The sequence below is a fragment of the Ramlibacter alkalitolerans genome (genome assembly GCF_016722765.1).
Taxonomy (GTDB): domain Bacteria; phylum Pseudomonadota; class Gammaproteobacteria; order Burkholderiales; family Burkholderiaceae_C; genus Ramlibacter; species Ramlibacter alkalitolerans.
Genome location: NZ_JAEQND010000001.1, coordinates 414,602 through 437,220, shown reverse-complemented (window position 1 = coordinate 437,220; position 22,619 = coordinate 414,602). Strand labels below are relative to the sequence as shown.

The 22,619-nt window shown below is 69.1% G+C and carries 19 protein-coding genes; 11 read left to right on the top strand and 8 right to left on the bottom strand.

The window, feature by feature from the left end; translation table 11 throughout:
• Positions 1–6: 6 nt before the first annotated feature.
• Entirely contained in the window at positions 7–1,740 is a 1,734-nt protein-coding gene (locus JI746_RS02050) for a pyrroloquinoline quinone-dependent dehydrogenase (RefSeq protein WP_201687107.1), read from the bottom strand.
• A gap of 507 nt (positions 1,741–2,247) precedes the next feature.
• Between JI746_RS02050 and JI746_RS02045 the strand changes: the two genes are divergently transcribed.
• The 3 genes from JI746_RS02045 to JI746_RS02035 all read left to right on the top strand — a co-directional run bounded on the left by JI746_RS02045 (position 2,248) and on the right by JI746_RS02035 (position 4,712).
• On the top strand, positions 2,248–2,922 hold the full coding sequence (locus JI746_RS02045; protein ID WP_201687106.1) for a response regulator: 675 nt from the start codon (positions 2,248–2,250) through the stop codon (positions 2,920–2,922).
• On the top strand, positions 2,919–4,262 hold the full coding sequence (locus JI746_RS02040) for a sensor histidine kinase (protein WP_201687105.1): 1,344 nt from the start codon (positions 2,919–2,921) through the stop codon (positions 4,260–4,262). Before JI746_RS02045 ends, JI746_RS02040 begins: the two co-directional genes overlap by 4 nt.
• Positions 4,263–4,412: 150 nt before the next feature.
• Entirely contained in the window at positions 4,413–4,712 is a 300-nt protein-coding gene (locus tag JI746_RS02035) for a DUF4148 domain-containing protein (RefSeq protein ID WP_201687104.1), read from the top strand.
• A gap of 436 nt (positions 4,713–5,148) precedes the next feature.
• On the opposite strand, the gene JI746_RS02030 is transcribed toward JI746_RS02035, so the two are convergent.
• Positions 5,149–5,457 (bottom strand): DciA family protein, encoded by a 309-nt coding sequence (locus tag JI746_RS02030; RefSeq protein ID WP_201687103.1) that lies wholly within the window; start codon positions 5,455–5,457, stop codon positions 5,149–5,151.
• Positions 5,458–5,480: 23 nt separating this feature from the next.
• On the opposite strand from JI746_RS02030, the gene JI746_RS02025 reads away from it, so the two are divergent.
• Both JI746_RS02025 and secA read left to right on the top strand, forming a co-directional pair.
• On the top strand, positions 5,481–6,416 hold the full coding sequence (locus tag JI746_RS02025) for a M23 family metallopeptidase (RefSeq protein WP_201687102.1): 936 nt from the start codon (positions 5,481–5,483) through the stop codon (positions 6,414–6,416).
• Positions 6,417–6,706: 290 nt separating this feature from the next.
• Entirely contained in the window at positions 6,707–9,487 is a 2,781-nt protein-coding gene (secA, locus tag JI746_RS02020; protein WP_201687101.1) for a preprotein translocase subunit SecA, read from the top strand.
• Positions 9,488–9,599: 112 nt separating this feature from the next.
• On the opposite strand, the gene JI746_RS02015 is transcribed toward secA, so the two are convergent.
• On the bottom strand, positions 9,600–10,577 hold the full coding sequence (locus JI746_RS02015; RefSeq protein ID WP_201687100.1) for a response regulator: 978 nt from the start codon (positions 10,575–10,577) through the stop codon (positions 9,600–9,602).
• 27 nt (positions 10,578–10,604) lie between these two features.
• Positions 10,605–11,930: a sensor histidine kinase gene (locus JI746_RS02010; RefSeq protein WP_201687099.1), complete on the bottom strand. Its 1,326-nt coding sequence runs from the start codon at positions 11,928–11,930 to the stop codon at positions 10,605–10,607.
• A 57-nt stretch (positions 11,931–11,987) separates the two neighbouring features.
• On the opposite strand from JI746_RS02010, the gene JI746_RS02005 reads away from it, so the two are divergent.
• Entirely contained in the window at positions 11,988–12,656 is a 669-nt protein-coding gene (locus JI746_RS02005) for a helix-turn-helix transcriptional regulator (RefSeq protein ID WP_201687098.1), read from the top strand.
• A 36-nt stretch (positions 12,657–12,692) separates the two neighbouring features.
• Positions 12,693–13,466, top strand: a complete 774-nt coding sequence (locus JI746_RS02000) for a type III pantothenate kinase (protein ID WP_201687097.1) — start codon at positions 12,693–12,695, stop codon at positions 13,464–13,466.
• A gap of 115 nt (positions 13,467–13,581) precedes the next feature.
• Here the strand turns inward: JI746_RS02000 and JI746_RS01995 are convergent, their stop codons facing one another.
• Both JI746_RS01995 and JI746_RS01990 read right to left on the bottom strand, forming a co-directional pair.
• Positions 13,582–14,670 carry a M14 family metallopeptidase gene (locus JI746_RS01995; RefSeq protein ID WP_201687096.1) on the bottom strand — a complete coding sequence of 363 codons (1,089 nt, stop codon included), beginning with the start codon at positions 14,668–14,670 and terminating at the stop codon, positions 13,582–13,584.
• On the bottom strand, positions 14,667–15,863 hold the full coding sequence (locus JI746_RS01990; RefSeq protein ID WP_201687095.1) for a M20 aminoacylase family protein: 1,197 nt from the start codon (positions 15,861–15,863) through the stop codon (positions 14,667–14,669). The genes JI746_RS01995 and JI746_RS01990 overlap by 4 nt, the downstream gene beginning before the upstream one ends.
• 82 nt (positions 15,864–15,945) lie before the next feature.
• On the opposite strand from JI746_RS01990, the gene argE reads away from it, so the two are divergent.
• The gene (argE, locus tag JI746_RS01985) at positions 15,946–17,115 is read left to right on the top strand and encodes an acetylornithine deacetylase (protein WP_201687094.1); all 1,170 of its coding nucleotides are present in this window, start codon (positions 15,946–15,948) and stop codon (positions 17,113–17,115) included.
• 201 nt (positions 17,116–17,316) lie between these two features.
• On the opposite strand, the gene JI746_RS01980 is transcribed toward argE, so the two are convergent.
• Complete coding sequence (locus JI746_RS01980) at positions 17,317–18,447, bottom strand: ABC transporter substrate-binding protein (RefSeq protein WP_201687093.1); 1,131 nt, start codon at positions 18,445–18,447, stop codon at positions 17,317–17,319.
• Between the two features lie 135 nt (positions 18,448–18,582).
• Between JI746_RS01980 and JI746_RS01975 the strand changes: the two genes are divergently transcribed.
• The 3 genes from JI746_RS01975 to JI746_RS01965 are packed head-to-tail and all read left to right on the top strand — an operon-like array spanning position 18,583 to position 22,176.
• Complete coding sequence (locus JI746_RS01975) at positions 18,583–20,640, top strand: molybdopterin-containing oxidoreductase family protein (RefSeq protein WP_201687092.1); 2,058 nt, start codon at positions 18,583–18,585, stop codon at positions 20,638–20,640.
• A gap of 17 nt (positions 20,641–20,657) precedes the next feature.
• Entirely contained in the window at positions 20,658–21,734 is a 1,077-nt protein-coding gene (locus JI746_RS01970) for an aminopeptidase (RefSeq protein WP_201687091.1), read from the top strand.
• Complete coding sequence (locus JI746_RS01965; RefSeq protein ID WP_201687090.1) at positions 21,727–22,176, top strand: polyhydroxyalkanoic acid system family protein; 450 nt, start codon at positions 21,727–21,729, stop codon at positions 22,174–22,176. The genes JI746_RS01970 and JI746_RS01965 overlap by 8 nt, the downstream gene beginning before the upstream one ends.
• 148 nt (positions 22,177–22,324) lie before the next feature.
• Here the strand turns inward: JI746_RS01965 and JI746_RS01960 are convergent, their stop codons facing one another.
• On the bottom strand, positions 22,325–22,579 hold the full coding sequence (locus JI746_RS01960; RefSeq protein ID WP_201687089.1) for an acyl-CoA-binding protein: 255 nt from the start codon (positions 22,577–22,579) through the stop codon (positions 22,325–22,327).
• Positions 22,580–22,619 lie beyond the last annotated feature (40 nt).

Below are 22,619 nucleotides of genomic sequence, written 5' to 3'. Positions count from 1 at the left end.
CGTCGCCTACAGCCCGAACACCACGAGCGCGCCCTGGTCCGTCGGCATGCTCGCGAAGGGCTCGCCGTACAGCACCTTGTAGTCGTCGCCCGCCAGGCCGCCCCAGCCGGTGGCCACGGCGATGTACTGCCGGCCCTTGGCCATGTAGCTGATGATGCCGCCGTTGTGGCCCTGGCCGTTGTTGTGCTTCCAGAGCTCCTTGCCGGTGCGGGCGTCGAGCGCGCGCAGGTAGCCGCGCGCATCGGGCACGAACACCAGGTTCCCCTTGGTGGAGAGCAGGCTGGCGAGCGGCGGCTCCGTGTAGTCGACCTGCCACTTGATCGCGCCGGTGAGCGGATCGCGGGCCGTGACGTGGCCGCGCGCCTTGCCGCCGTCGGGCGTGGTCTTGAGCACGGTGAAGTTGGAGCCGATGTTCAGCTGCGCCATCGGTTCCAGCACCGGCGTGGTCTTGATCACCTCGAGGTCCATGCACCATTCGTTGCCGACCTTGTAGTACAGGCCGGTGTTCGGGTTGTAGGTGCCCGCGTTCCAGCTGTACCCGCCCGCGATGTACGGGCACAGGGCCTGGTGCTTGCCCTCGGCCATGTCGCGCCGGCCGATCAGCTCGCCGGTCTTCGGGTCGATGTTCTGCACGAAGTTGATGTTCTTGACGCCGCGCCAGACGTTCTGGATCTTCAGGTTGCGGTCGTACACGAACACGAAGCCGCCCTTGTTCGGGTGGACGATGTATTCCTTGCCGCCGCGCTCGAGCATCACGAACTCGCCGACGGCGCTGTCGAAGTCCCAGGCGTCGTGCGGCAGTTCCTGGTGGTAGGACTTGAGCTTGCCGGTCTCGGGGTCGAGCGCGATCACCGAGGTGGTGTAGAGGTTGTCGCCGGGCCGCGCGCCCTTGGTCTTCCACTCGGAGCCGCCCCAGTCGTACAGCGGCGCGGGGTTGGCGGTGCCCCAGTACACGGTGTTGGTCTTCGGGTCGTAGCCGCCGGCCATCCAGCCGCCGCCGCCGCCGGTCTTGAGCGAGTCGCCGCCCCAGGTCTGCCGCGCCGGATCGTTCTCGTCGTTGCCGCCGACGGTCAGGAAGGTCCAGGCCAGCTTGCCGGTGGCGGCGTCGACGCCGAAGATCGGGCCGCGGTACGGCCATTCGCCGCCCTGCGAGCCGATGATCACCTTGCCGTTGACGAACAGCGGCGCACCGGTGAAGCCGACGGTGAGCTTCTTCGAGTCGACCAGCGGGGTCTCCCATTTGAGCTGGCCGGTGCGGGCGTCGACGGCGATCAGCTTGCCGTCGAGCGTGCCCATGTAGATGTTGCCCATGCCCAGCGCGATGCCGCGGTTGTAGGGCGAGTGCGTCTGCTTGGAGACCAGGTCGTCGTCGAGCTTCTGCTTGAAGGACCAGATCAGGTCGCCGCTGGCGCCGTCGAGCGCGAACAGCTGGTTGTACGCGCCCGAGTAGTAGAGGATCCCATCCGCCACCAGCGGGAAGGTCTGCAGTCCGCGCGTCGACTTGGGCGTGGCATGCGACCAGGCGACCTTGAGCTTGCCCACGTTGGACGCATTGATCTGGTCGAGCCCGCTGTAATGCCAGGACTTGTAGGTACCGTGGTACGTCAGCCAGTCGGCGGGCGTCTTGTCGGCGTCCACCAGGCGGCGGTTGTCGACGTCCGCTGCGCGGGCCGCCGGCGCGAGCAGCGCCGAGGCCACCAGGGCCAGGCCTGCCAGACCGGACATCTTCATCTTCGACATGGTCATCTCCTCGTCATCGTGATCCTGGGCGAATCCGCCCGGAAGATCGTCGCGATCGCCCCGCGACGTGGGGCACAGGCGCTGCGCCACCGCGCGCCCGGCAGGCCACGCGACAGCGCGAAGGCGCGAAAGGAGTTCCAGGGCGCGCCGCAACGGCGGCGCGCCAGTGGCGAGCATCGGCGCGCAAGGCGCGATCCCGCCGGCCCACGACGGCATGACTGCGGACGCGGCCCAGGCCCGGCCTGTGGTGGTGGTCCGCTTGCCCTCGGCGCGGGTGCACGCGCGTAGGCAGGTTTGTTGGTGGGCCGGAGGCTATTCCCGCGTCTGCCCCTTGTCAACAACGGTGGCACGGGCCCGGCATCGGTGCTTCACCGCGCGGCCTTAGGGATCTTTCTGCCTGGGCGCCGGCGCGCCGCTGCTAACCGCGTGCGCGGGCGGGCGGGCGGGCCGGCACGCTAATGCACAACTAAGACGACGGTGCTAGTGTGCGGGCCAGGAGTGGCGAACATGCGCGTGCTGCTGGTCGAGGACGACGAGATGATCGGCCATAGCCTGAAGGAGGCGCTGTCCTCCCAGGGCTGGTCGGTCGACTGGGTGAAGGATGGCCTGCTGGCGCAAAGCGCCTGGGCCGATGGCGACTACGCCTGCGTGCTGCTGGACCTGGGCCTGCCCAAGCGCGATGGCGTCGAGGTGCTGCGGCATGCGCGCAGCCGCGGCGACGCCACGCCCGTGCTCGTGCTCACGGCCCGCGATGGCGTCGACGACCGCGTCAACGGCCTCGACCTCGGCGCCGACGACTACCTGCTCAAGCCCTACGAGATGCGCGAACTGGTGGCCCGCATGCGCGCCGTGATCCGCCGCCGCGACGGCAGCGCGCATTCGCTGATCGGCAATGCGGCACTGCAACTGGACCTGACCACGCGCGAGGTGATGGTGCAGGGCGAGCGCTCGCAACTCTCGGCCCGCGAGTTCGCGCTGCTGCATGCGCTGCTCGAACGCCCGGGCGCCATCCTCTCGCGCGAGCAGTTGGAGAACCGCATCTACGGCTGGGGCGAGGAAGTCACCAGCAACGCGGTCGACGTCCTGATCCACGGCATGCGCCGCAAGCTCGGGCCGGACAGCATCCGCAACGTGCGCGGGCTGGGCTGGCGCGTGACGACCGGCGCGCAGGGGCAGGCATGAAATACCACGTGTTCCCCCGCATGTGCTCGCTGCGCCGGGCCCTGCTGCTGTGGCTGCTGCCGCTGTTCCTGGTGGTGGGCGCCGTGGGCGCGGTGATCTCCTACTGGTCCTATGCGCGCATGGTCAGCACCTTCATGGACGACCAGATGCAGCAGCTGGCCTCCGTCGTCGCCGACAACAGCGCGATCCAGCCGATGCCGCAGAACGCCGAGCGCGTCTTCAAGTGGGGCGCCTACGTGGTGCAGACCTTCGAGGGCGGCGCGCTGAAGGTGACCTCGTGGCCGGACCTGAAGCTGGGGCTGCAGCCGCGCGCGGGCTTCCACGACGTCGAGGGCGGCGGGCAGTCGTGGCGCGTCTACACCTTGCCGGCCGCCACGCCCGGTGGCCACGCGGTGCAGGTGGTGCAGAGCGGCAGCTTCCGCTCCACCCTGGCGGCGGAGCGCGCGGGTGCGGCGGCGCTTCCCATCCTGCTGCTGCTGCCGCTGTCGATGCTGGCGCTGTGGGGCGTGGCGCGGGCCATGTCGGCCGCGCTGCGGGACATCGGCCGCCAGACCTTGCAGCAGGACGAGCACAACATCGCGGAGCTGTCCCTCACCAACGTGCCGGCGGAGATCGCGCCGCTGGTGCACTCGTTCAATGCGCTGCTGCGCCGCCTGCGCGATGCGTTCACCACGCAGCGGCGGTTCGTGCAGGACGCCGCCCACGAACTGCGCACGCCGATCACGGCCATCGGGCTGCAGCTGGAAAACATGCGGCAGGACGTCAACTGCGTGGCCAGCGCGAGTCGCTTCGCGCAGCTCGAAGCCGGCGTGAAGCGGGCGCAGCGGCTGGTGGACCAGTTGCTGCGCCTGTCGCGCCAGGAGGCCGCGGGCGCCGACGGGCCCGCGATCATCGACTTGCAGGTGCAGCTGCGCGAAAGCATCAACACGCTGATCGGGCTGGCCGACCAGCGCAACATCGACCTGGGCCTGGTCGGCCCGGCCAGGCCCGCCGGTCCCATCACGCTGCACTGCGCGCAGGGCGACCTGCGCAGCCTGGTGGACAACCTGATCGAGAACGCGCTGCGCTACACGCCCGAGGGCGGCATGGTGGACGTGCGCGTGCTGCAGGAGGAACCGGGGCGCGTGGCCGTCGAAGTGGTGGACACCGGCCCGGGGATTCCGCAGGAACTCCTGCCGCGCGTGTTCGACCGCTTCTTCCGCGTGCCGGGCAACGGCGCCAACGGCAGCGGCCTGGGCCTGTCGATCGCGCAGGCGGCGGCGCGGCGCGCGGGTCTCCTGCTCACGCTGCGCAATCGCGAGGACCGCAGCGGCCTGATCGCGCGGATCGAATCGGTGTGAACCTGCGCGCGCTCACGGCCAGCTAAGAAAGCGCTCAGGCTCACCTAAAGAGGCCTGCCTACAGTGAGAGCACGGTTGACGCGGAGGAGAAAAGGCCCTCCGCGGCGGCCGGCGAACCCTGTCCCCTGCTCACTGTTCGAAAGGTCCGTCATGAACGCCAAGCTCCTGTTTGCCGCCACTGCCCTCGCCGCCATCGCTGCTGCCGCCTCCGGCATCGCGCAAGCCGACGAAGCCGATGGTTCCCAGTTCGCGCTGCGCATCGACGGCAGCCGCACGCGCGCGGAAGTCGCTGCCGAAGCCGCGCGGGTGCCGCTGACGCGCAGCCAGGAACCGGCCGGTTCGCGCGTGCTTGCGCCGCTGCGGTCCGACCTGCAGACGCAATCGGTGCGCGCGCAGGCCATCGATGCGCTGCGCCTGGGCAAGATCCCGTCCGGCGAGCGCAGCCTGTAATCGGCGGCGCTGTTTTTCTTGCTCGAAGGGCTGCAGTCATGCAGCCCTTTCCGTTTGTTCGTCGCCGATCGTTTGGGAGCCCTCTTCGGAGGGCGGGGTCTGTCGCGGCAGGCGCTGCGCCTTCGAGCGTCCCAGGGGGCAGCCGTCTCCCACCGGCACGTTGCAGGACCAGGACGGGTCCCTGTCCGACTCGGCGACATAAAGGGGGAGGCGCGGGCGCAACATCAGCACGGGCCACGCGGCTCACCCGCGCCGGAGGACAGTCGCTGAGGCGGACAGGGACCCGTCCTGGTCCGGTCCGGAGGCCACTGCCTGCGATGCGCTTTCCGCGACAACACTTTTCTGCCATCGCACGCCCGCCACCACGCGCTCGTTTCGTGCACTTTCCCCGCCCTCCGGACAACCGGCTCTTGACGCAGGACAAGCGGGCGCCCGGTTACGCCTTGTGGCTTCCGAGCTTCAGCCGGATCGCGGTAACCTGCCATCCGCTGCTGTTGAGCCGCGATTGAAGAACAGGCAACAACTGCCGGAGCTTCGCGGCAGCGGCGCTGCTGTCCACCAGCAGGCACCAGGTGGTCCCGTCGATGGGGCCGGGGCGCACGGAGGCGCGCAGCGGTGCAGGGATGCACGGCTGGATCGCCTTCAGGCGTTCGCCGGATTCGCGCGCCAGCTGCGCGAGTCGCGCCAAGGTCGGCGCTTCCTCGGCGGCCTGGTGCACGTGCACCGGGTGGTGGCGGCGGTTCATGACAAGTGGAGGAGGGGAAACAAGTGCATTTGATTATCACGGATGGGTGGCTGGCGAAGAGTCGCGCGGTCCACCTGAGCGGAACGAAGATGGTCCTGGCCTTCGTCGCCGCATCGCTCGCGCTGATGCTGATGGCGGCCGGCCTGTACCACTGGGTGTTCCTCAAGGGCGCCCGCGAAGGCTGGCCGGTGATCGGCAGCGTGGTGCGGCTGATGGTGCAGGACGAATTCGAGCAGCGTGACCGCTTCATGCGCGAGAACATCGATGCGATGGCGAAGCGCCTGGGACAGATGCAGGCCCGCATGCTGCAGGTGGAGGCGCTCAGCGAGCGCGTCTCGGGCCTGGCGGGCGTCAATCCCAACGACCTGAAGCTGGCCGGCGGCCGCGGCGGCGCGCTGGTCGAGGGCCGGCCGCTCACGCTGGAGGAACTGCAGGCCACGCTGAACGACCTGGAGCAACTCACCGGCGAGCGGACCGACCTGCTCACCGTCATGGAGTCGCGCCTGCTCGATCAGCGCCTCAAGACGATGATGATCCCCACCCAGCAGCCGCTGCCGGGGCATGGGGTCGGCTCGCGTTTCGGCTGGCGCATCGATCCGTTCACCGGGCGCCAGGCGCTGCACACGGGCCTGGACTTCCAGGGCGGCATCGGCACGCCGATCCTCGCGGCCGCGGGCGGCGTGGTGGTCACGGCCGAACTGCACCCGGCGTACGGCAACATGGTCGAAGTGGACCACGGCAACAACCTCGTCACCCGCTATGCCCACTCCTCGAAGCTGCTGGTGAAGAAGGGCGACCTGGTCAAGCGCGGCCAGCGCCTGGCCCTGGTGGGCACCACCGGGCGCTCGACGGGCCCCCACCTGCATTTCGAGGTGCTGGTGCAGGGCGTGCCGCAGGATCCGCACAAGTTCCTGGCGGCGGCGCGGGGCAATGAGCAGCTGGCGGCGGCGAGCCATTGAGGAAGGGTTCCCCCGCACGGGCGGGAGTCGGAAAAGCCCCGCTGAGCGGGGCTTTTCGCATCCGGAAGCCCTGGATTCCCGCCTCCGCGGGAATGACGGCAGGGCCTCCGCGGGAATGACGGAACGCCGGCGTGTGAAGGACGGCTCAGGGAGACTGCCGAAAAGCTAAAATCCGGGGCTTTGGCTGCCGCGCTGGCCTTGTTCGGGCGCGCGGCGCCTCCACCTGCTGAAACGAAAAGGACTGCGCCGTCCGGCGCGCCGCAAGGTGCACCGTGACCTCCACCGCGCCCATGGCCACCACTTTCCTGACCAAGATCTTCGGCTCCCGCAACGACCGCCTGCTCAAGCAGTACCGCCGTACCGTGGAGCAAATCAATGCGCTCGAGCCCCCGCTCGAGAAGCTCTCCGACGAGCAGTTGCGCGCCAAGACCCAGGAATTCCGCGAGCGCGTGGAAAAGGGGGAGTCCCTCGACGACCTGCTGCCCGAAGCCTTCGCCGTCGTGCGCGAGGGCTCCAAGCGCATCATGAAGATGCGCCACTTCGACGTCCAGCTGATGGGCGGCATCGCGCTGCACCAGGGCAAGATCGCCGAGATGCGCACCGGCGAGGGCAAGACGCTCACCGCCACGCTGCCCGTGTACCTCAATGCCCTCAGCGGCAAGGGCGTGCACGTCGTGACGGTCAACGACTACCTGGCCAATCGCGACGCCCTCTGGATGGGCAAGCTGTACAACTTCCTGGGCATGTCGGTCGGCGTGAACCTGCCGCAGATGCCCAAGGACCAGAAGCAGGCCGCCTACGGGTCCGACATCACGTACGGCACCAACAACGAGTACGGCTTCGACTACCTGCGCGACAACATGGTCTACGAGACCGGGGACCGCGTGCAGCGCCACCTGAACTACGCGATCGTCGACGAGGTGGACTCGATCCTGATCGACGAGGCGCGCACGCCGCTGATCATCAGCGGCCAGGCCGAGGACCACACCGAGCTGTACATCACGATGAACAAGGTCGTGCCCCTGCTGACGAAGCAGGAAGGCGAGGCCGATCCGCGCACCGGCGAGGGCGTGACCAAGCCGGGCGACTTCACGGTGGACGAGAAGACGCACCAGGTGTTCCTCACCGAGCAGGGCCACGAGCGGGCCGAGAAGGTGCTGGCCAACCTGGGCCTGATCGCCGAGGGCGCGACGCTGTACGACCCGGCCAACATCGCGCTGATGCACCACCTGAACGCGGCGCTGCGGGCCAACCACCTGTACCACCGCGACCAGCACTACGTGGTGCAGAACGGCGAGATCATCATCGTCGACGAGTTCACCGGCCGCCTGATGCAGGGCCGCCGCTGGAGCGACGGCCTGCACCAGGCGGTGGAGGCCAAGGAAGGCGTGGAGATCCAGGCCGAGAACCAGACGCTCGCCTCGATCACCTTCCAGAACTACTTCCGCCTGTACGGCAAGCTGGCCGGCATGACGGGCACGGCCGACACCGAAGCCTACGAATTCCAGGAGATCTACGGCCTCGAGACCGTGGTGATCCCGCCCAACAAGCCGAGCCGCCGCGACGACCAGCTCGATCGCGTCTACAAGACCACCAAGGAAAAGTACGACGCGGCGATCGAGGACATCCGCGAATGCTTCGAGCGCGGCCAGCCGGTGCTGGTGGGCACGACCTCGATCGAGAACTCGGAACTGATCTCCAACCTGCTGCAGCAGCACGACCTGCCGCACCAGGTGCTCAACGCCAAGCAGCACGCGCGCGAGGCGGACATCGTGGCGCAGGCCGGCCGGCCGAAGATGATCACGATTGCCACCAACATGGCGGGCCGCGGCACCGACATCGTGCTGGGCGGCAACGTGGAGAAGGCGATCGAGGCCATGGAGGCCGACGAGGCGATCGACCCGGCCACCAAGCAGCAGCGCGCGACCGAACTGCGCGCGCAATGGCAGCAGGACCACGAGAGGGTCGTGGGGCTGGGCGGCCTGCGCATCATCGCCACCGAGCGCCACGAGTCGCGCCGCATCGACAACCAGCTGCGCGGCCGCTCCGGCCGCCAGGGCGACCCGGGCTCCTCGCGCTTCTACCTGTCGCTGGACGATCCGCTGATGCGCATCTTCGCGGGCGACCGCGTGCGCGCGATCATGGACCGCCTGAAGATGCCGGAAGGCGAGGCGATCGAGGCCGGCATCGTCACGCGCTCGATCGAGAGCGCGCAGCGCAAGGTCGAAGGCCGCAACTTCGACGTGCGCAAGCAGCTGCTGGAATACGACGACGTCGCCAACGACCAGCGCAAGGTGATCTACCAGCAGCGCAACGACATCCTCGACGCGAAGGACCTGTCGGCGCAGATCGCCTCGCTGCGCGAAGGCTGCTTCACGGACCTGGTGCACCAGTTCGTGCCGCCGGAATCGGTGGAGGAGCAATGGGACCTGGCCGGCCTCGAGAAGGTGCTCTCCGACGAGTGGAACATCGTCGTGCCGCTGCGCCAGGAGGTGGAGGCCGCCACCGCGATCACCGACGAGGACATCGTCGAGCGCGTGGTCGCCGAGGCGCACAAGGCCTTCAAGGCCAAGGTCGACATGGTCGGCGAGGAGAACTTCACCCAGTTCGAGCGCATGGTGCTGCTGCAAAGCATCGACTCGCACTGGCGCGAGCACCTCGCGGCGCTGGACTACCTGCGCCAGGGCATCCACCTGCGCGGCTACGCGCAGAAGCAGCCCAAGCAGGAATACAAGCGCGAGGCCTTCGAGCTGTTCGGGCAGATGCTCGACGCGGTCAAGAACCAGGTGACGCGGGTCCTCACCACGGTGAAGGTGCAGTCCAGCGAGCAGATCGAGGAAGCCGCCGAGGAGATGGAGCAGCGCGCCGAGCGCGTCGCCAACGTCACCTACACCGGGCCCACCGACACCGGCGAGGTGGAAAGCACGCTGGACACCGCCACCGCGCAGGCCGCCCAGCGCCGGCCGATGGCCGGCGCCATGGCCGCTGCCGTCCCGCGGGTGGGCCGCAACGACCCGTGCCCCTGCGGCAGCGGCAAGAAGTACAAGCACTGCCACGGCCAATTGAGCTGAGCCGAGGCTCCGCCGGCCCCCTATAGGCCGGTGGTTGTCACCCGTTGTGGTGATATCGTCACAGCTCGTCACAAGCCCCTGTCAGAAATGACAGGGGGTGGTTGGCCAGGCTCTAGTCCTGCACGTGCCGCCGCGGTTGCCGGGCCAGCCAGCGGCTGTAGCTGTTGTCCGGGTCCGGGCCGTTGGGCGCGTCGACCGGGAACACGGCGCCGAGCAGGGCGCCGCCCTCGCCGATCGGGAAGGCATTGACCAGGGCCGGCGACTGGCCCGAGGAAAGCGCCTGGCGCAGCTCGATGTCGGCCAGGCGCAGGCCCTTGCGGATGTCCTCGACGCCGGCTGCGGGCACGCCCGCCACCTCCGCCAGTTCGGCCAGCGCCGGCAGGCCCTGGGGCGTTTCGAGCTGGAGCCAGCCGATCTTGCCGGCGGCATCCATGCCCAGCACGCCGAACGGGGCGCCGATCGCCACGTGCTCGACCCAGTTCTTGGCGCAGAAGCTGGCCAGCCAGCCGTCGACGCCGGGTGCGCGCAGCAGTGCGCTCTGTTCCTGGGTGAGCGTGGTGCGCCAGATCTGGGCGTGCCGCGAGTGCGACGTGAACAGCAGGTGCTCCACGGCCTCGATCAGGCGGCGCGAGATGTCCTGCGTCTGCTTGGCGATGAACTGGTCGATCAGCCCGCGGTTGAAGGCCCGCACGGCGACCTGCTCGTCGGCCTGGCCCGTGAGCAGCACGCGCGCGCCCGGCCAGTCGCCCAGCTCGGACAGCACCTGCAGGCCGTCCATGCCCGGCATCGAGAAGTCCACCACGCAGACGCGCGAGAGCGCGTAGCGCTCGGTGTAGCGCGACCAGTAGGCGAGGATCTGCGGGATCAGCGGCTTGCCTTCGCGCCACAGTGCGATCAGCTGCTGCTGGTTCCATGCGTCCGCTTCCCAGAAGGGCGGTTCCTGCAGCAGGTGGGCGATGCAGTCCGTCGGCCGCAGGAACAGCTTCAGGTGCCACTGCCGGGGCAGCACCAGTGCCAGCATCTCCAGGTAGTCTGGATCGTCATCCAGGAAGACGACGGTGCCGGGGCGGTGGAACAGGGGAAAGGTCATGGATGGGTTGGTGCCTGCGGCATTGTGCTACGCCACCGGCAGTTCGACCGTGAAGACCGCGCCGTGGTGGCGGGCGGACTTCACGCGGATCGTGCCTTGCGCGGCCTGGACCACGCGCTGGCAGAAGGCCAGGCCGAGGCCGTGGCCCGTCCCGCGGTCCGTGGAGAAGAAGGGTTGGAAGATGCGCGCCTGCAATTCGGGTTCCATGCCGACGCCATTGTCGGTGAAGACGATGCGGCCCCGCGCGCCATGGGCGCCGATCTCGATCAGCAGGTCGCCCGGCCGAGTGGCCGAAAAGGCCGCCGCGAGGGAGCGCAGCGCGTTCTTGGTCAGATTGTCGATCACCTGCAGGAACAGGCGCTCCGAGCCGACGAAGTGGAAGTCGCCGTAGACGCGGATCACCACGCACTGGCGCTCGCGCGAGCTGCGGAACGGATAGTTGGTGATCGCCCGCTGCACCAGTTCGGCCGCCGAGAGGCGTTCGGCATGCGCGGCCAGCCGCATCAGGCGCGCATTGGTCATCTGCATGTCGATCTGGTGGTTCATGTTGCGCACCAGGTTGTGCACGCGCTGGGCGAGCTGCTCGAGCCGCTCGCCGGCTTCGCCGGGATGCGCCGGCGCCTCGTTGCGCAGCGCCTCGCCGATCAGCTGCATGGTGGCCAGCGGCGTGCGCAGCTCGTGCGCCATGATGCCCATGGTGTCCAGCGTCGAATTGAGCTGCTCGCGCCGCACGTTGGAGGTGGACACGCCCAGGATGATGCTCATGAACCAGCAGAAGGCGAGCACCACCGTGTTGGCCGCATCGGAGGGTACGGGCGGCACGCTGGGGCCGAAGTTGGCGAACGCCAGCCACGCCAGGAGCACGCCGCCGGCAGCGCCCACGGTGGCCAGGCGCCAGTCGGTGAGCTGGTAGTAGATCAGGAGCATGGCGGCCATGCTGGCCAGCCAGACCGCATTGCCGCTGTTGCAGAAATACATCCAGGTGAAGAACCAGGGCAGCGTGAGCCAGAAGATCCCCGATAGCGCGATGCCGGCGGCGCGACTGGGCGGGGAGTGGGTCATCATCGCGATCGCCAGCAGGGCGGCGCCGCCCACGGCCATCAGCAGGCGCAACCAAAGGTTCTCATAAGGCTGGGGCAGCCAGAACGCCCAGATCCCGTAGAACAGCGGATGTCCCACCAGGGTGCAGAAGCCCAGGGCGCGGATGCGCCAGTGCGACGGATGCAGGATCGAATCCGCAATGGGGGCCAGCACCTCCGCGGTCGCCCACTTCCGCAGGCGATAGCGCAGGTTGTCGAACACTGCGCGCGCGGGCGTCGGGCTGAAGCTGGGCCGGTGCAGGTCCTCGTTCATGGATGATGGTCGGTTGATGCTATTGTCACAGCCCGGCGGTGCCACCAACCAAGACCCATGGGGATCCCTGCTAACTTTGACAGTGTCGGCCTCGATGGGATCCTCAGCGACTGGGTGGCGGCGCTGCGGGAATTCTCCGTCGAGGCCGTGGTCGTGCTCGGGCCCGACCCTTTCGGCGGCAGTGACGACCGCCAGGTGGTCGCCGCGCACCCGCCCCTCGTGGCCGAAGCGGCCAACGCCCTGGCCGAAAGCAGCGACTTCGGCGCCCGCTGGCGCGACTCCGACGCGCCGCTGGTGGCCTGGCAGACCATCGCCAAATCGGACCCGCAGCGCGCCAGCCGCTGGCGCCTGCTCTGGCTGGCGCACGGCTACCAGACCATGGTGCGGGTCGAATTCTCCCTGCCCGCAGGCCGCGCCTTCGAATGTTTCATGTTCAGCCCGCGCGAGCTGACCGACCGCGCCGAGGCGGCGCTCATGGCGTGGTCGGCCCTGAACATCTGGCCGCTGGTGAAACGCTCGATCGCCAGTGCACGCTCCATGCTCAGCCCGCGCGAGCTCGAATGCCTGGAACTGGCGTTCCGCGGCCTCACGGCCCGCGAGACCGCGCAGACGCTGCAGTGCTCCGAGCGCACGGTCAACTACCACCTGGCCAATGCCATGAACAAGCTGCGGGTGGACAACAAGCTGGCGGCGATCCAGCGGGCGTGCTGGCTCGGTGCGCTCTAGGTCCGGGTTTATAGTCGCGAACCAACTCATCCTCGCATGACCTTCCTCGCGGTCGACATCGGCAACACGCGCCTGAAATGGGCGGTCTACCCGCACGCGCACCAGGGCGCGCAGCCCATCGCCGGCGGCGCCGAATTCCTGGAGAACATCGACAAGCTGTCCGACGGCGAATGGTCGCGGCTCAGCCCGCCGGAACGCATGCTCGGGTGCTGCGTGGCCGCCGACGCGGTGAAGCGCCGCGTCGAGGAGCAGATGGAGGAACTGTGGGTCGCGCCCGCGCACTGGGTGGTGGCGAGCGCCGCCGAGGCGGGGGTGATCAACGGCTACGACCACCCGACGCGCCTGGGCGCGGACCGCTGGGTGGCCATGATCGGCGCGCGCCATCGCATGCTGGCGGCCGGCCCGGCGCGGCCGATGGTGGTCGTGATGGTGGGCACCGCCGTCACCGTGGAAGCGGTCGACCCGCACGGGCGCTTCCTTGGCGGCTTCATCGTGCCGGGGCACGGCATCATGCTGCGCGCCCTGGAAAGCGGCACGGCGGGCCTGCACGTGCCCACCGGCGACGTGCGCGAGTTCCCGACCAACACCAGCGACGCGCTCACCAGCGGCGGCACCTTCGCCATCGCCGGCGCGATCGAGCGCATGGTGCAGCACGTGCGCCGCCGCTGCGGCAGCGAGCCGGCCTGCTACATGACGGGCGGCGCGGGCTGGAAGATGGCGCCGCACATGCTGGAGCACTTCGAGCTGGTGGAGAGCCTGATCTTCGATGGGTTGCTGGTGATTGCGAGTACGCGCGCGGCGGCTTTGTAAGCGCTGGGGTTCGCGCTTCGCGGCTCACCGCCAGCCTACGGAAACCCGCTGGCGCTGAATGGCGCGGCCTCTTGTAGGCTGGCGGTGAACGGCGAAGCCCGTGAACCCCAGCGTTCTAAGCGCCCAGACCCTCCACCGCCTGCAGCAACGCCTCGCGCGCCTGCGCCACCACCTGCTCGCGCCAGGCATCCGTGTCCGTATAGAACGCCTCGAACACCTGCCGCCGGATCGCATCCTTCTGCGCCTGGGATGCCTCCGGGTGCCGGCGCAGCCACTGCTCCGCCCGCAGCGCCTGGAAGGTCTCCAGCACCGGCACGGTGCCGTACTCCAGCGCAATGCCGGTGTACTCCGCCTGCGGGCACTCGTCGTACGCCGCGCCGAACATCAGTCCGGTGAGGAAGGCCGACGTCGACGAGCCGTCATAGATCGAGGTCACCGGCGTGCGGCCGCCGCCGCTCCACCACGCCCCCGCGCGCGCCTTGCACGCCTCGTCGTCGCGCGCGGCCAGGATGCGCTCGCCGACGCCGCTCGGGCCCAGCCCGGTGTGGATGTCGATCCACGCGATGCGGCCCGCGCGCCGGCCGTGCGTGCGCAGCACTTCGCGCAGGGCGAGGTTGCTCCAGCACGGCGCCACGCCGCCGTAGAAGAGGCCGTCGGGATACTCGTACTGGCCGCGCGACATCACGGCCTGGTAGTAGGCGACGCCGCGTTCGGCGACGTACTGGCCGATCGCGCGCTGGTTGTCCGGGCCGGGCGGCCAGGTGGCCGGCACCAGGATCTCGTGCAGCTCGCGGTAGGGCTCGTTCACGGGCAGCGGCTGCGCGAAGTCGTGGAAATTGCGGTTCAGGTCGACGTTCTCGTGCGTCGTGCGGCCCACGTGCGAGAAGCCGTAGGGATTGAGCGCGTGCACGTACAGGAGGGCGACGCCCGCTTCGGCGGCCCGCCGGCGCAGTTCGGCGTCGCGCAGGGCGGCCACCTGCACGCCGCTGCCGCAGAAACCTTCGACGCCATGGCAGGCGCTGGTGAGGATCAGGAGCCGCGCGGCATCGGGGTGGCCGTCGCGCGCCACGTCCATGGCCAGCGGCTCGCCGTGCAGGCCGGGTTCCGGATGCAGCTTGGCTTCCACGGGCAGGCCGGCCTGCGCCGCCGCGGCCAGGAACTTCTGCCGTGCCTCGGCATAGCTGTTCGCGAAGGCGTCCTTCATGCCGCCGCCTTCGCCAGCCACTCCTCCGCCAGCCGCACCCAGTAGGTCGCGCCCAGCGGGATCAGTTCGTCGTTGAAGTCGTAGCTCGGGTTGTGCAGGGTGCAGGGTCCCATGCCGTGGCCGGCGGCGCGATGGCTGCCGTCGCCGTTGTAGAGGAAGGCGTAGGCGCCGGGCCTGGCCTGCAGCATGTACGCGAAGTCCTCCGCGCCCATGGTGGGTTCCTGCACCAGGAGGTTGTCCTCGCCGACGATGGAGGCCATCACCCTGCGGGCGAATTCGGCCTCGCGCGGCGAGTTGACGGTGGGCGGGTAGTTGCGCACGAATTCGAATTCGCACTGCGCCTCGTGCGCCGCGCACACGTGCTGCGCCACCTGGCGCATGCGCCGCTCGATCAGGTCCAGCACCTCGATGGTGAAGGTGCGCACGGTGCCCTGCAGCTCGCAGACGTCGGGCACCACGTTGGTCGCCTCGCCGGCGTGGATCATGGTCACGGAGATCACGCCGGGGTCGATCGGCTTGCGGTTGCGGCTGATGATGGTCTGGAAGGCCTGCACCATCTCGCAGGCGATCGGCACCGGGTCGATGCCGAGGTTGGGCATGGCGCCGTGGCTGCCCTTGCCGCGGATGACGATCCTGAACTCGTTGGTCGACGCCATCACCGGCCCGGGACTCACGGCGAACTTGCCGGCCGCGGCGCCCGGCCAGTTGTGCATGCCGAACACGGCTTCCATCGGGAAGCGCTCGAACAGGCCGTCGCGGATCATCTCCTGCGCGCCGGCCCCCTTTTCTTCGGCGGGCTGGAAGATCACGTACACGGTGCCGTCGAAGTTGCCGTGCTGCGCCAGGTGGCGCGCGGCGGCCAGCAGCATCGTCGTGTGGCCGTCGTGGCCGCAGGCGTGCATCTTGCCGGGGTTGCGGCTCGCATGCGGGAAGGTGTTGGCCTCCGGCACGGGCAGGGCGTCCATGTCGGCGCGCAGGCCGATGGTGCGCGTCGACGTGCCCTTGCGGATGGTACCGACCACTCCGGTCTTGCCGAGACCGCGGTGGATCGGGATGCCCCATTCGGTGAGGCGCTGCGCCACCAGGTCGGAAGTGCGCGTCTCCTGGAACGAGAGTTCGGGATGGGCGTGCAGGTCGTGGCGCACGGCCACCATCGAGGCGGCTTGGGTGACGATGGAATCCAGGAGCTTCATGGCGACTGACTGCGGGATGGGAAAACGAGTCTAGCCGGCTGGCGCGCCGCTTGCATGCGGGATATCCGGGACAATGCGGCGCATGCCTGTTCCCTCCGCGACACCGCGCGCCCTGGAGTTCGCGCGCACCTTGGTCGGCTTCAACACCGTGAGCGCCAACTCCAACCTGGCGCTCATCCACTGCATCCGCGACGAGCTGGCGCGCCTGGGCGTCCCAAGCCGGCTGAGCTGGAACGCCGAGCGCACCAAGGCCAACCTCTTCGCCACCTTGGGCGAAGGCAAGCCCGCCGGGCTGATCCTGTCCGGCCACACCGACACCGTGCCCTGGGACGGGCAGGACTGGTCGGTGGACCCGCTGGGCGGCGTGGTGCGCGACGGCCGCCTCTACGGCCGCGGCTCGGCGGACATGAAGGGCTTCATCGCCACGGCCGTGGCGCATGCGCCGCTGTTCCTCGAAGCGGACCTGCCGTTCGCGATCCACCTGGCCTTCAGCTACGACGAGGAGGTGGGCTGCTTCGGCGTGCGCGAGCTGATCGCCGACCTGCGCGAAGCCGGCGTCGCGCCGCTGGCCTGCATCGTGGGGGAGCCGACCAGCATGGTGCCCGCCATCGCGCACAAGGGCGTCTACCGCTACCGCTGCTGCGTGCGCGGCAAGGAGGCGCATTCCTCGCTCACGCCGCAGTCGGTCAACGCGATCGAGATGGCGGCGCGCGTGGTCGGGCGGGTGCGCGACATGGCGGAGGCCTTCGAGCGCGAGGAGCCGCCGTATGCCGGCTTCGACGTGCCCTTCTCCACCGCCAGCGTCGGCCAGTTCCACGGCGGTATCGCCGACAACGTGGTGCCGCGCGACGCCGAATTCCGCTACGAGTTCCGCGACCTGCCCACGGCGGACGCGCGCGGGATGCAGGAGCAGGTGGTGGCGTATGCCCGCTCGCTGGAACCCGCCATGCGCAAGGTGGCGCCGGAGACGGGCTTCCGCTTCGAGACGATCTGCGAGATCCCCAGCTTCCTGGGCTCCGCCGACGAGCCGGTGACGCGGCTGGCGCTGCGGCTGGCCGGCGAGGATCGCACGACGCTGGTGGCCTTCGGCACCGAGGCCGGCCTGTTCAAGAACGCCGGCATCCGCACCGTGGTCTGCGGGCCCGGGAGCATCGTGCAGGCGCACCAGCCGGACGAATACGTGACGCTGGAGCAGTTGCTGCGCTGCCAGGCCTTCATGGAGGGGCTGGCGCAGGTGCGTTCGCTGGGGTAAATGCCTCGCGCTGCTTCAGGAAAAAACAATACGGACGCAGAGGTCGGGAAGGGTACGCAGAGGACGCAAAAGGTTCAGGAGAAAAGGACAAAGGGTAGAAGAGGGACACCTGTTCTCCTCGTCGTTCCTTTCCTTTGTTATTTTTTGCGTCCTCTGCGTACCCTTTGCGCCCTCTGCGTCCGGCTGTCCGGCTTCCGACTCCTACGTCCGCACCCGCCCGTCCCCCGTGAGCATCGACAGCTCCACGAACTTCGAGGCGACGTGGTCGGTGGGGGAGAAGCTGATGTTGAAGCCGCCGAAGTTCTCGCTGCCGATCGCCTCGAGGCCGGCGATCAGGCCCTCGCGCGTGGGTCGCGCGGGGCCCCGTTTCAAGCCTTCCACGAACACCCGCGCGGCGAGGTAGCCCTCCATGCTGGAGAAGTTGGCCTGGTAGTCGGCGCCGCCCTTCTTCACCGCTTCGAGGAACTCGCGCACGATCGCCTTCGTCGTGGTGTAGGGCGAGGGCATCACCTGCGAGACGACCACGCCCGCGCCGTCCTTGCCGAGTTCGTCGGCGAGCGCCTGCGTGCCCACGAAGGACACGTTGTAGAAGGTGCCGCCGTAGCCCGCCGCCCGCGCCGCGCGGATGAAGGCGGCGCAGGACTTGTACGCGCTGATCTGCACCACGGCATCCGGCTTGGCGGCCACCAGCGTCTTCACCGCCTGCGCCACGTTGACGGAGTTGCGTTCCACGGTGGCCTGCGCCACGGGCTTGAGGTTCTGCGCCCCCAGGGCCAGTTCCACGCCGTCCAGGCCGGCCTTGCCGTAGGCATCGTTCTGCCAGAAGACGGCGATCCGGTTCAGGCCCAGCGAGGTGAGCTGCCGGACGATCAGCGCCGTCTCGTCGTTGTACGAGGCGCGCAGGTGGAAGGCGTAGCGGTTGAAGGGCTGGCGCAGGCCCATCGCCCCGGTGAAGGGCGCGAAGAAGGGCGCCTTGGCCGCGGTGGCCAGCGGCAGGGCGGCCAGGCTGGTCGGCGTGCCGATGTAGCCGAACAGGGCGAGCGGGTCGTCGCCCAGCAGCTTCTTCGTGTTCTCGACGCAGCGATCGGGCTCGTAGCCGTCGTCCAGGCGGACCAGCTCGATGGGGCGGCGGTTGGCGCCGCCATGGGCGTTGACCTGCTCGAACACGAGCCTGGCGCCCTGGTGGAACTGGATCCCGAGTTGGGCGGCCGGGCCGGTGAAGGGGGCGGACTGGGCCAGCAGGATGCGATCGGCCTGCGCGCGCAGGCCGGGCGCCACGACCAGGGCCGCCGCGCCGGCCAGGGTGCGGTGGAAAGTACGACGGTTGAGCATTCCCCGATTCTCCCGGCCAGCGCCTGCCGAACGACTGTCCCTGGGGCGTGAATCGCTAATGCATTTCCCTAAAACCTCGCGGTGCGTGTCGCGCGCCGGCGGCACGCCGTGACGCAGTGCACGAAAATCGACCCCATGGATGCTTCCTCGCCCGTTCCCGTTCCGGCCCGGCAGGTCCGGGGCGCCTGCCCCCACGACTGCCCGGATACCTGCGCGCTGATCACCACCGTGCAGGACGGCGTGGCACTCCGCGTCCAGGGCAACCCGGAGCACGCGGCGACCGCGGGCGTGCTGTGCAACAAGGTCTCCCACTACCCGGAGCGCACCTACCACCCCGAACGACTGCTGCAGCCGATGCGCAGGGTGGGGCCCAAGGGCTCCGGCCGCTTCGAGCGGGTGGCCTGGGACACGGCGCTAGCCGACATCGCCGCGCGGCTGAAAGCGATCGCGGCGCGCGACCCGCAGGCCATCCTCCCCTACAGCTACTGCGGCACGATGGGCCTGGTGCAGGGCGAGAGCATGGCGGGGCGCTTCTTCCACCAGCTCGGCGCCTCGCTGCTCGATCGCACCATCTGCGCGTCGGCCGGGGCGGAGGCGCTCACGTACACGCTGGGCGGCAAGGTCGGCATGAAGGTGGAGTTCTTCGCCGAGGCCAAGCTGATCCTCGTGTGGGGCAGCAACTCGATCGCCAGCAACCTGCATTTCTGGCGCCTGGCGCAGGAGGCGAAGCGCAACGGCGCCAGGCTGGTCTGCATCGACCCGCGCCGCAGCGAGACCGCCGAGAAGTGCCACGAACACGTGCAGCTGCTGCCCGGCACCGATGCCGCGCTGGCGCTCGCGCTGATGCACGAGCTGATTGCCAACGACTGGCTGGACCACGAGTACATCGCCAGCCACACCGTGGGCTTCGAGGCGCTGCGCGAGCGGGCCCAGCGCTGGAGCCCGGAGCGCACCGCCGCCGTCTGCGGCGTTCCGGCGCAGCAGATCCGCGACCTGGCGCGCGCCTACGGCACGACGCAGCCGGCGGCCATCCGCCTGAACTACGGCATGCAGCGCGTGCGTGGCGGCGGCAACGCGGTGCGCGCCGTGGCCTGCCTGCCGGCATTGACCGGCGCCTGGCGCCATCGTGCCGGCGGCGTGCTGCTTTCCAGCGGCGGCTTCTATCCCGCGGACCGGGCGGCGCTGCAGCGGCCGGACCTGCTGGCGGGCCGCACGCCGCGCACCATCAACATGGTGCAGATCGGCGATGCGCTGCTGCACGCCGGCTCGGCGCAGTTCGGCCCGCGCATCGACGCGGTGGTGGTCTACAACAGCAACCCGGTCGCGGTGGCGCCCGAATCGGGCCGGGTGGTGCGCGGCTTCGCGCGCGAGGACCTGTTCACCGTCGTGATCGAGCAGTTCCGCACCGACACCGCCGACTACGCAGACTACCTGCTGCCCGCCACCACGCAGCTCGAACACTGGGACATCCATGCGTCCTACGGCCACACCGACGTGCTGCTGAACCGGCCGGCGATCGCGCCGCTCGGCGAGGCCCGGACCAATACGCAGGTGTTCCGCGACCTGGCGGCGCGCATGGGCTTCGACGATCCGCTGTTCCGCGAGAGCGACGAGAGCCTGTGCCGGCTCGCCTTCGGGGACCAGGTCGATTTCGACGTGCTGCTGCAGCAAGGCTTCGCCAGCCTGCGCGTGCCGGATGCGCCCTTTGCCGAAGGCCGCTTCCCCTCGCCCTCGGGCCGCTGCGAATTCTTCAGCGAGCGGCTGGCGCGCCAGGGCCTCGACGGCCTGCCGGACCACGTGCCGAATCACGAGGTGCCGGGCAGCTCCGCGCACTACCCGCTGGCCATGATCTCGCCGCCGGCGCGCAATTTCCTCAACTCCACCTTCGTCAACGTGCAAAGCCTGCGCGACATCGAGGGCGAGCCGATCCTGGAGATGCACGCCAGCGACGCGGCCGCGCGCGGCATCCAGGATGCGCAGGTGGTGTGCGTGTTCAACGACCGGGGCGAATACGTCTGCAAGGTCCGCGTCTCGCCGCGGGCGCGCCCGGGGGTGGTCAACGGGCTGGGCATCTGGTGGCGCAAGGCGGGCCTGGCCGGGACCAACGTCAACCAGCTCACCAGCCAGAAGCTCACCGACATGGGCCGCGCGCCCGTGTTCTACGACTGCCTGGTCGAAGTCCGGCCGGCGTGAGGAAGAAGGCACTCCTGATGGGCGTTGCGGCAGTGGCGGGGGTGGCGGTGGCGGCGACGCTGTGCCTCTCCGGTTGTGCGAACCTGGGCTACTACTGGCAGTCGGTCACCGGCCACCTGAAGATCATGGGGGCGGCGCAGCCGGTCGAGGAACTCGTGACGGAGCCGCAACTTGCGCCGCGGCTGCGCGAGAGGCTGCTGCTGTCGCAGCGCATCCGCCAATACGCCAGTCGCGAGCTGAAGCTGCCGGACAACCCGAGCTACACGCGCTACGCCGACCTGCATCGAAGCGCTGCGATCTTCAACGTGACGGCCGCGCCGATCTATTCGCTGGACCTGAAGACCTGGTGCTTCCCGATCACCGGCTGCATCGGCTACCGCGGCTACTACGACGAAGGCAAGGCGCGGGCGGAAGCCGCGGAGCTCTCGCAACAGGGCTACGAGGTCAACGTCTATCCGGTGACGGCCTATTCCACGCTGGGCTACATGAACTGGGCCGGCGGCGACCCGCTGCTCAACACCTTCGTGAACTATCCGGAGGGCGAACTGGCCCGCCTGATCTTCCACGAGCTGGCGCACCAGGTGGTCTACGCGAAGAATGACACGACCTTCAACGAGTCCTTCGCCACGGCCGTCGAGCGCCTGGGCGGCGCGCGCTGGCTGCAGACGCACGCGACGGAACAGGCGCGCCAGGAATACGCGGACTTCGATGCGCGGCGCCGCATGTTCCGCGAGCTCTCGCGCACGGTGCGCGAGCGGCTGAAGGCGCTGTACGAAACGCCGGGCCTGTCGCCCGACGCCAAGGCCGACGGCAAGCGGCGGATCATGGAGCAGTTCCGCGCCGACTACGAGGCCATGAAGGCGCGCTCCGGCTTCGATGCGGCGCGCTGGCGCGGCTACGACCGCTGGGTGCGCGAGGCGAACAACGCGTTCTTCGGTGCCCAGGCCGCCTACGACGAACTGGTGCCCGGGCTCGAGGCGCTGTTCCATGCGAACGGCGACGACTGGCAACGGTTCTATGATGCCGCCCGGCAGCTGGCCAGGCTGCCCAAGGAAGAACGGCACCGCAAACTCAAGGAGATCTCGGTTGGCTGACATCCACATCGTCCGCGAGCACGCGCTCGGCCTCGAAGCGGCGCGCAAGCTCGCGTTCCGCTGGGCCGAGGTCGCGGAGAAGAAGCTGGACATGGATTGCACCTACGTCGAGGGCGACAGCGCCGACGTGGTGCGCTTTCGCCGTCCCGGCGCGCACGGCGAGCTGAAGGTGGGGGCGGAGCGCTTCCAACTGGATGCGCGCCTGGGCCTGTTGCTGGGCGTGTTCAAGCACAGGATCGAAACCGAGATCGTGAAGAACCTCGACCAGCTGCTCGCCCACGCCGATCCGCTGCATGCCTTCGAGCAGGGGCTGGCGAAGCACGAAGGCCGGCACGCGGCGAAGCACGCGCCCAAGCACGCCAAGCCGCACCACGAGGCGCCCAAGCCGGCGACCCGGCCGGTGGCCAAGTCCAAGGCGGCGCCGGCGAAGAAGGCGAAGTAGGGGAGCCCGTCGGGGGGCGCCGAAGCGCTTCCCGTCATTCCCGCGGAGGCGAGTAGCCGTCATTCCCGCGGAGGCGGGAATCCAGGGCTTTCGAAGCGACGCGCTGCGCGCGTTCCCTGGGTCCCCGCCTGCGCGGGGATGACGGGAATCAACTCAGCGAGTTGATCAGGTCCACGTACTGCTGCTTGGCATCCTCGCTCGAGGTCCCCTTGCAGGCCGCCCACGCGTCCCATTTCGCCCGGCCCACCATGTCGCCGAAGCCCGGCTTCTTCTCGGTGTTGTCGCCCGCCGTGGCCTGCTTGTACAAGCCGTAGATCTTCAGCAGCGTGGCGTTGTCCGGACGCTGGGACAGTTTCCTGGAATTCGCGACGGCGGCTTCGAAGTCCGCGTTCAGATCGGCCATGGATGCTCCCTGGGTTGAATCCGGTTATCTTAAGCGGCGG

Bases quoted from the DNA above. Each gene is read 5' to 3' on its own strand.
- JI746_RS02015 (WP_201687100.1), bottom strand. From the start codon at position 10,577: ATGACCTTTCCCCTGTTCCACCGCCCCGGCACCGTCGTCTTCCTGGAT.
- JI746_RS02005 (WP_201687098.1), top strand. From the start codon at position 11,988: ATGGGGATCCCTGCTAACTTTGACAGTGTCGGCCTCGATGGGATCCTC.
- JI746_RS02035 (WP_201687104.1), top strand. From the start codon at position 4,413: ATGAACGCCAAGCTCCTGTTTGCCGCCACTGCCCTCGCCGCCATCGCT.
- JI746_RS01995 (WP_201687096.1), bottom strand. From the start codon at position 14,670: ATGAAGGACGCCTTCGCGAACAGCTATGCCGAGGCACGGCAGAAGTTC.
- JI746_RS01975 (WP_201687092.1), top strand. From the start codon at position 18,583: ATGGATGCTTCCTCGCCCGTTCCCGTTCCGGCCCGGCAGGTCCGGGGC.
- JI746_RS02010 (WP_201687099.1), bottom strand. From the start codon at position 11,930: ATGAACGAGGACCTGCACCGGCCCAGCTTCAGCCCGACGCCCGCGCGC.
- argE (WP_201687094.1), top strand. From the start codon at position 15,946: ATGCCTGTTCCCTCCGCGACACCGCGCGCCCTGGAGTTCGCGCGCACC.
- JI746_RS01980 (WP_201687093.1), bottom strand. From the start codon at position 18,447: ATGCTCAACCGTCGTACTTTCCACCGCACCCTGGCCGGCGCGGCGGCC.
- secA (WP_201687101.1), top strand. From the start codon at position 6,707: ATGGCCACCACTTTCCTGACCAAGATCTTCGGCTCCCGCAACGACCGC.
- JI746_RS01960 (WP_201687089.1), bottom strand. From the start codon at position 22,579: ATGGCCGATCTGAACGCGGACTTCGAAGCCGCCGTCGCGAATTCCAGG.
- JI746_RS02030 (WP_201687103.1), bottom strand. From the start codon at position 5,457: ATGAACCGCCGCCACCACCCGGTGCACGTGCACCAGGCCGCCGAGGAA.
- JI746_RS02040 (WP_201687105.1), top strand. From the start codon at position 2,919: ATGAAATACCACGTGTTCCCCCGCATGTGCTCGCTGCGCCGGGCCCTG.
- JI746_RS01990 (WP_201687095.1), bottom strand. From the start codon at position 15,863: ATGAAGCTCCTGGATTCCATCGTCACCCAAGCCGCCTCGATGGTGGCC.
- JI746_RS02045 (WP_201687106.1), top strand. From the start codon at position 2,248: ATGCGCGTGCTGCTGGTCGAGGACGACGAGATGATCGGCCATAGCCTG.
- JI746_RS02000 (WP_201687097.1), top strand. From the start codon at position 12,693: ATGACCTTCCTCGCGGTCGACATCGGCAACACGCGCCTGAAATGGGCG.
- JI746_RS02050 (WP_201687107.1), bottom strand. From the start codon at position 1,740: ATGTCGAAGATGAAGATGTCCGGTCTGGCAGGCCTGGCCCTGGTGGCC.
- JI746_RS01970 (WP_201687091.1), top strand. From the start codon at position 20,658: ATGGGCGTTGCGGCAGTGGCGGGGGTGGCGGTGGCGGCGACGCTGTGC.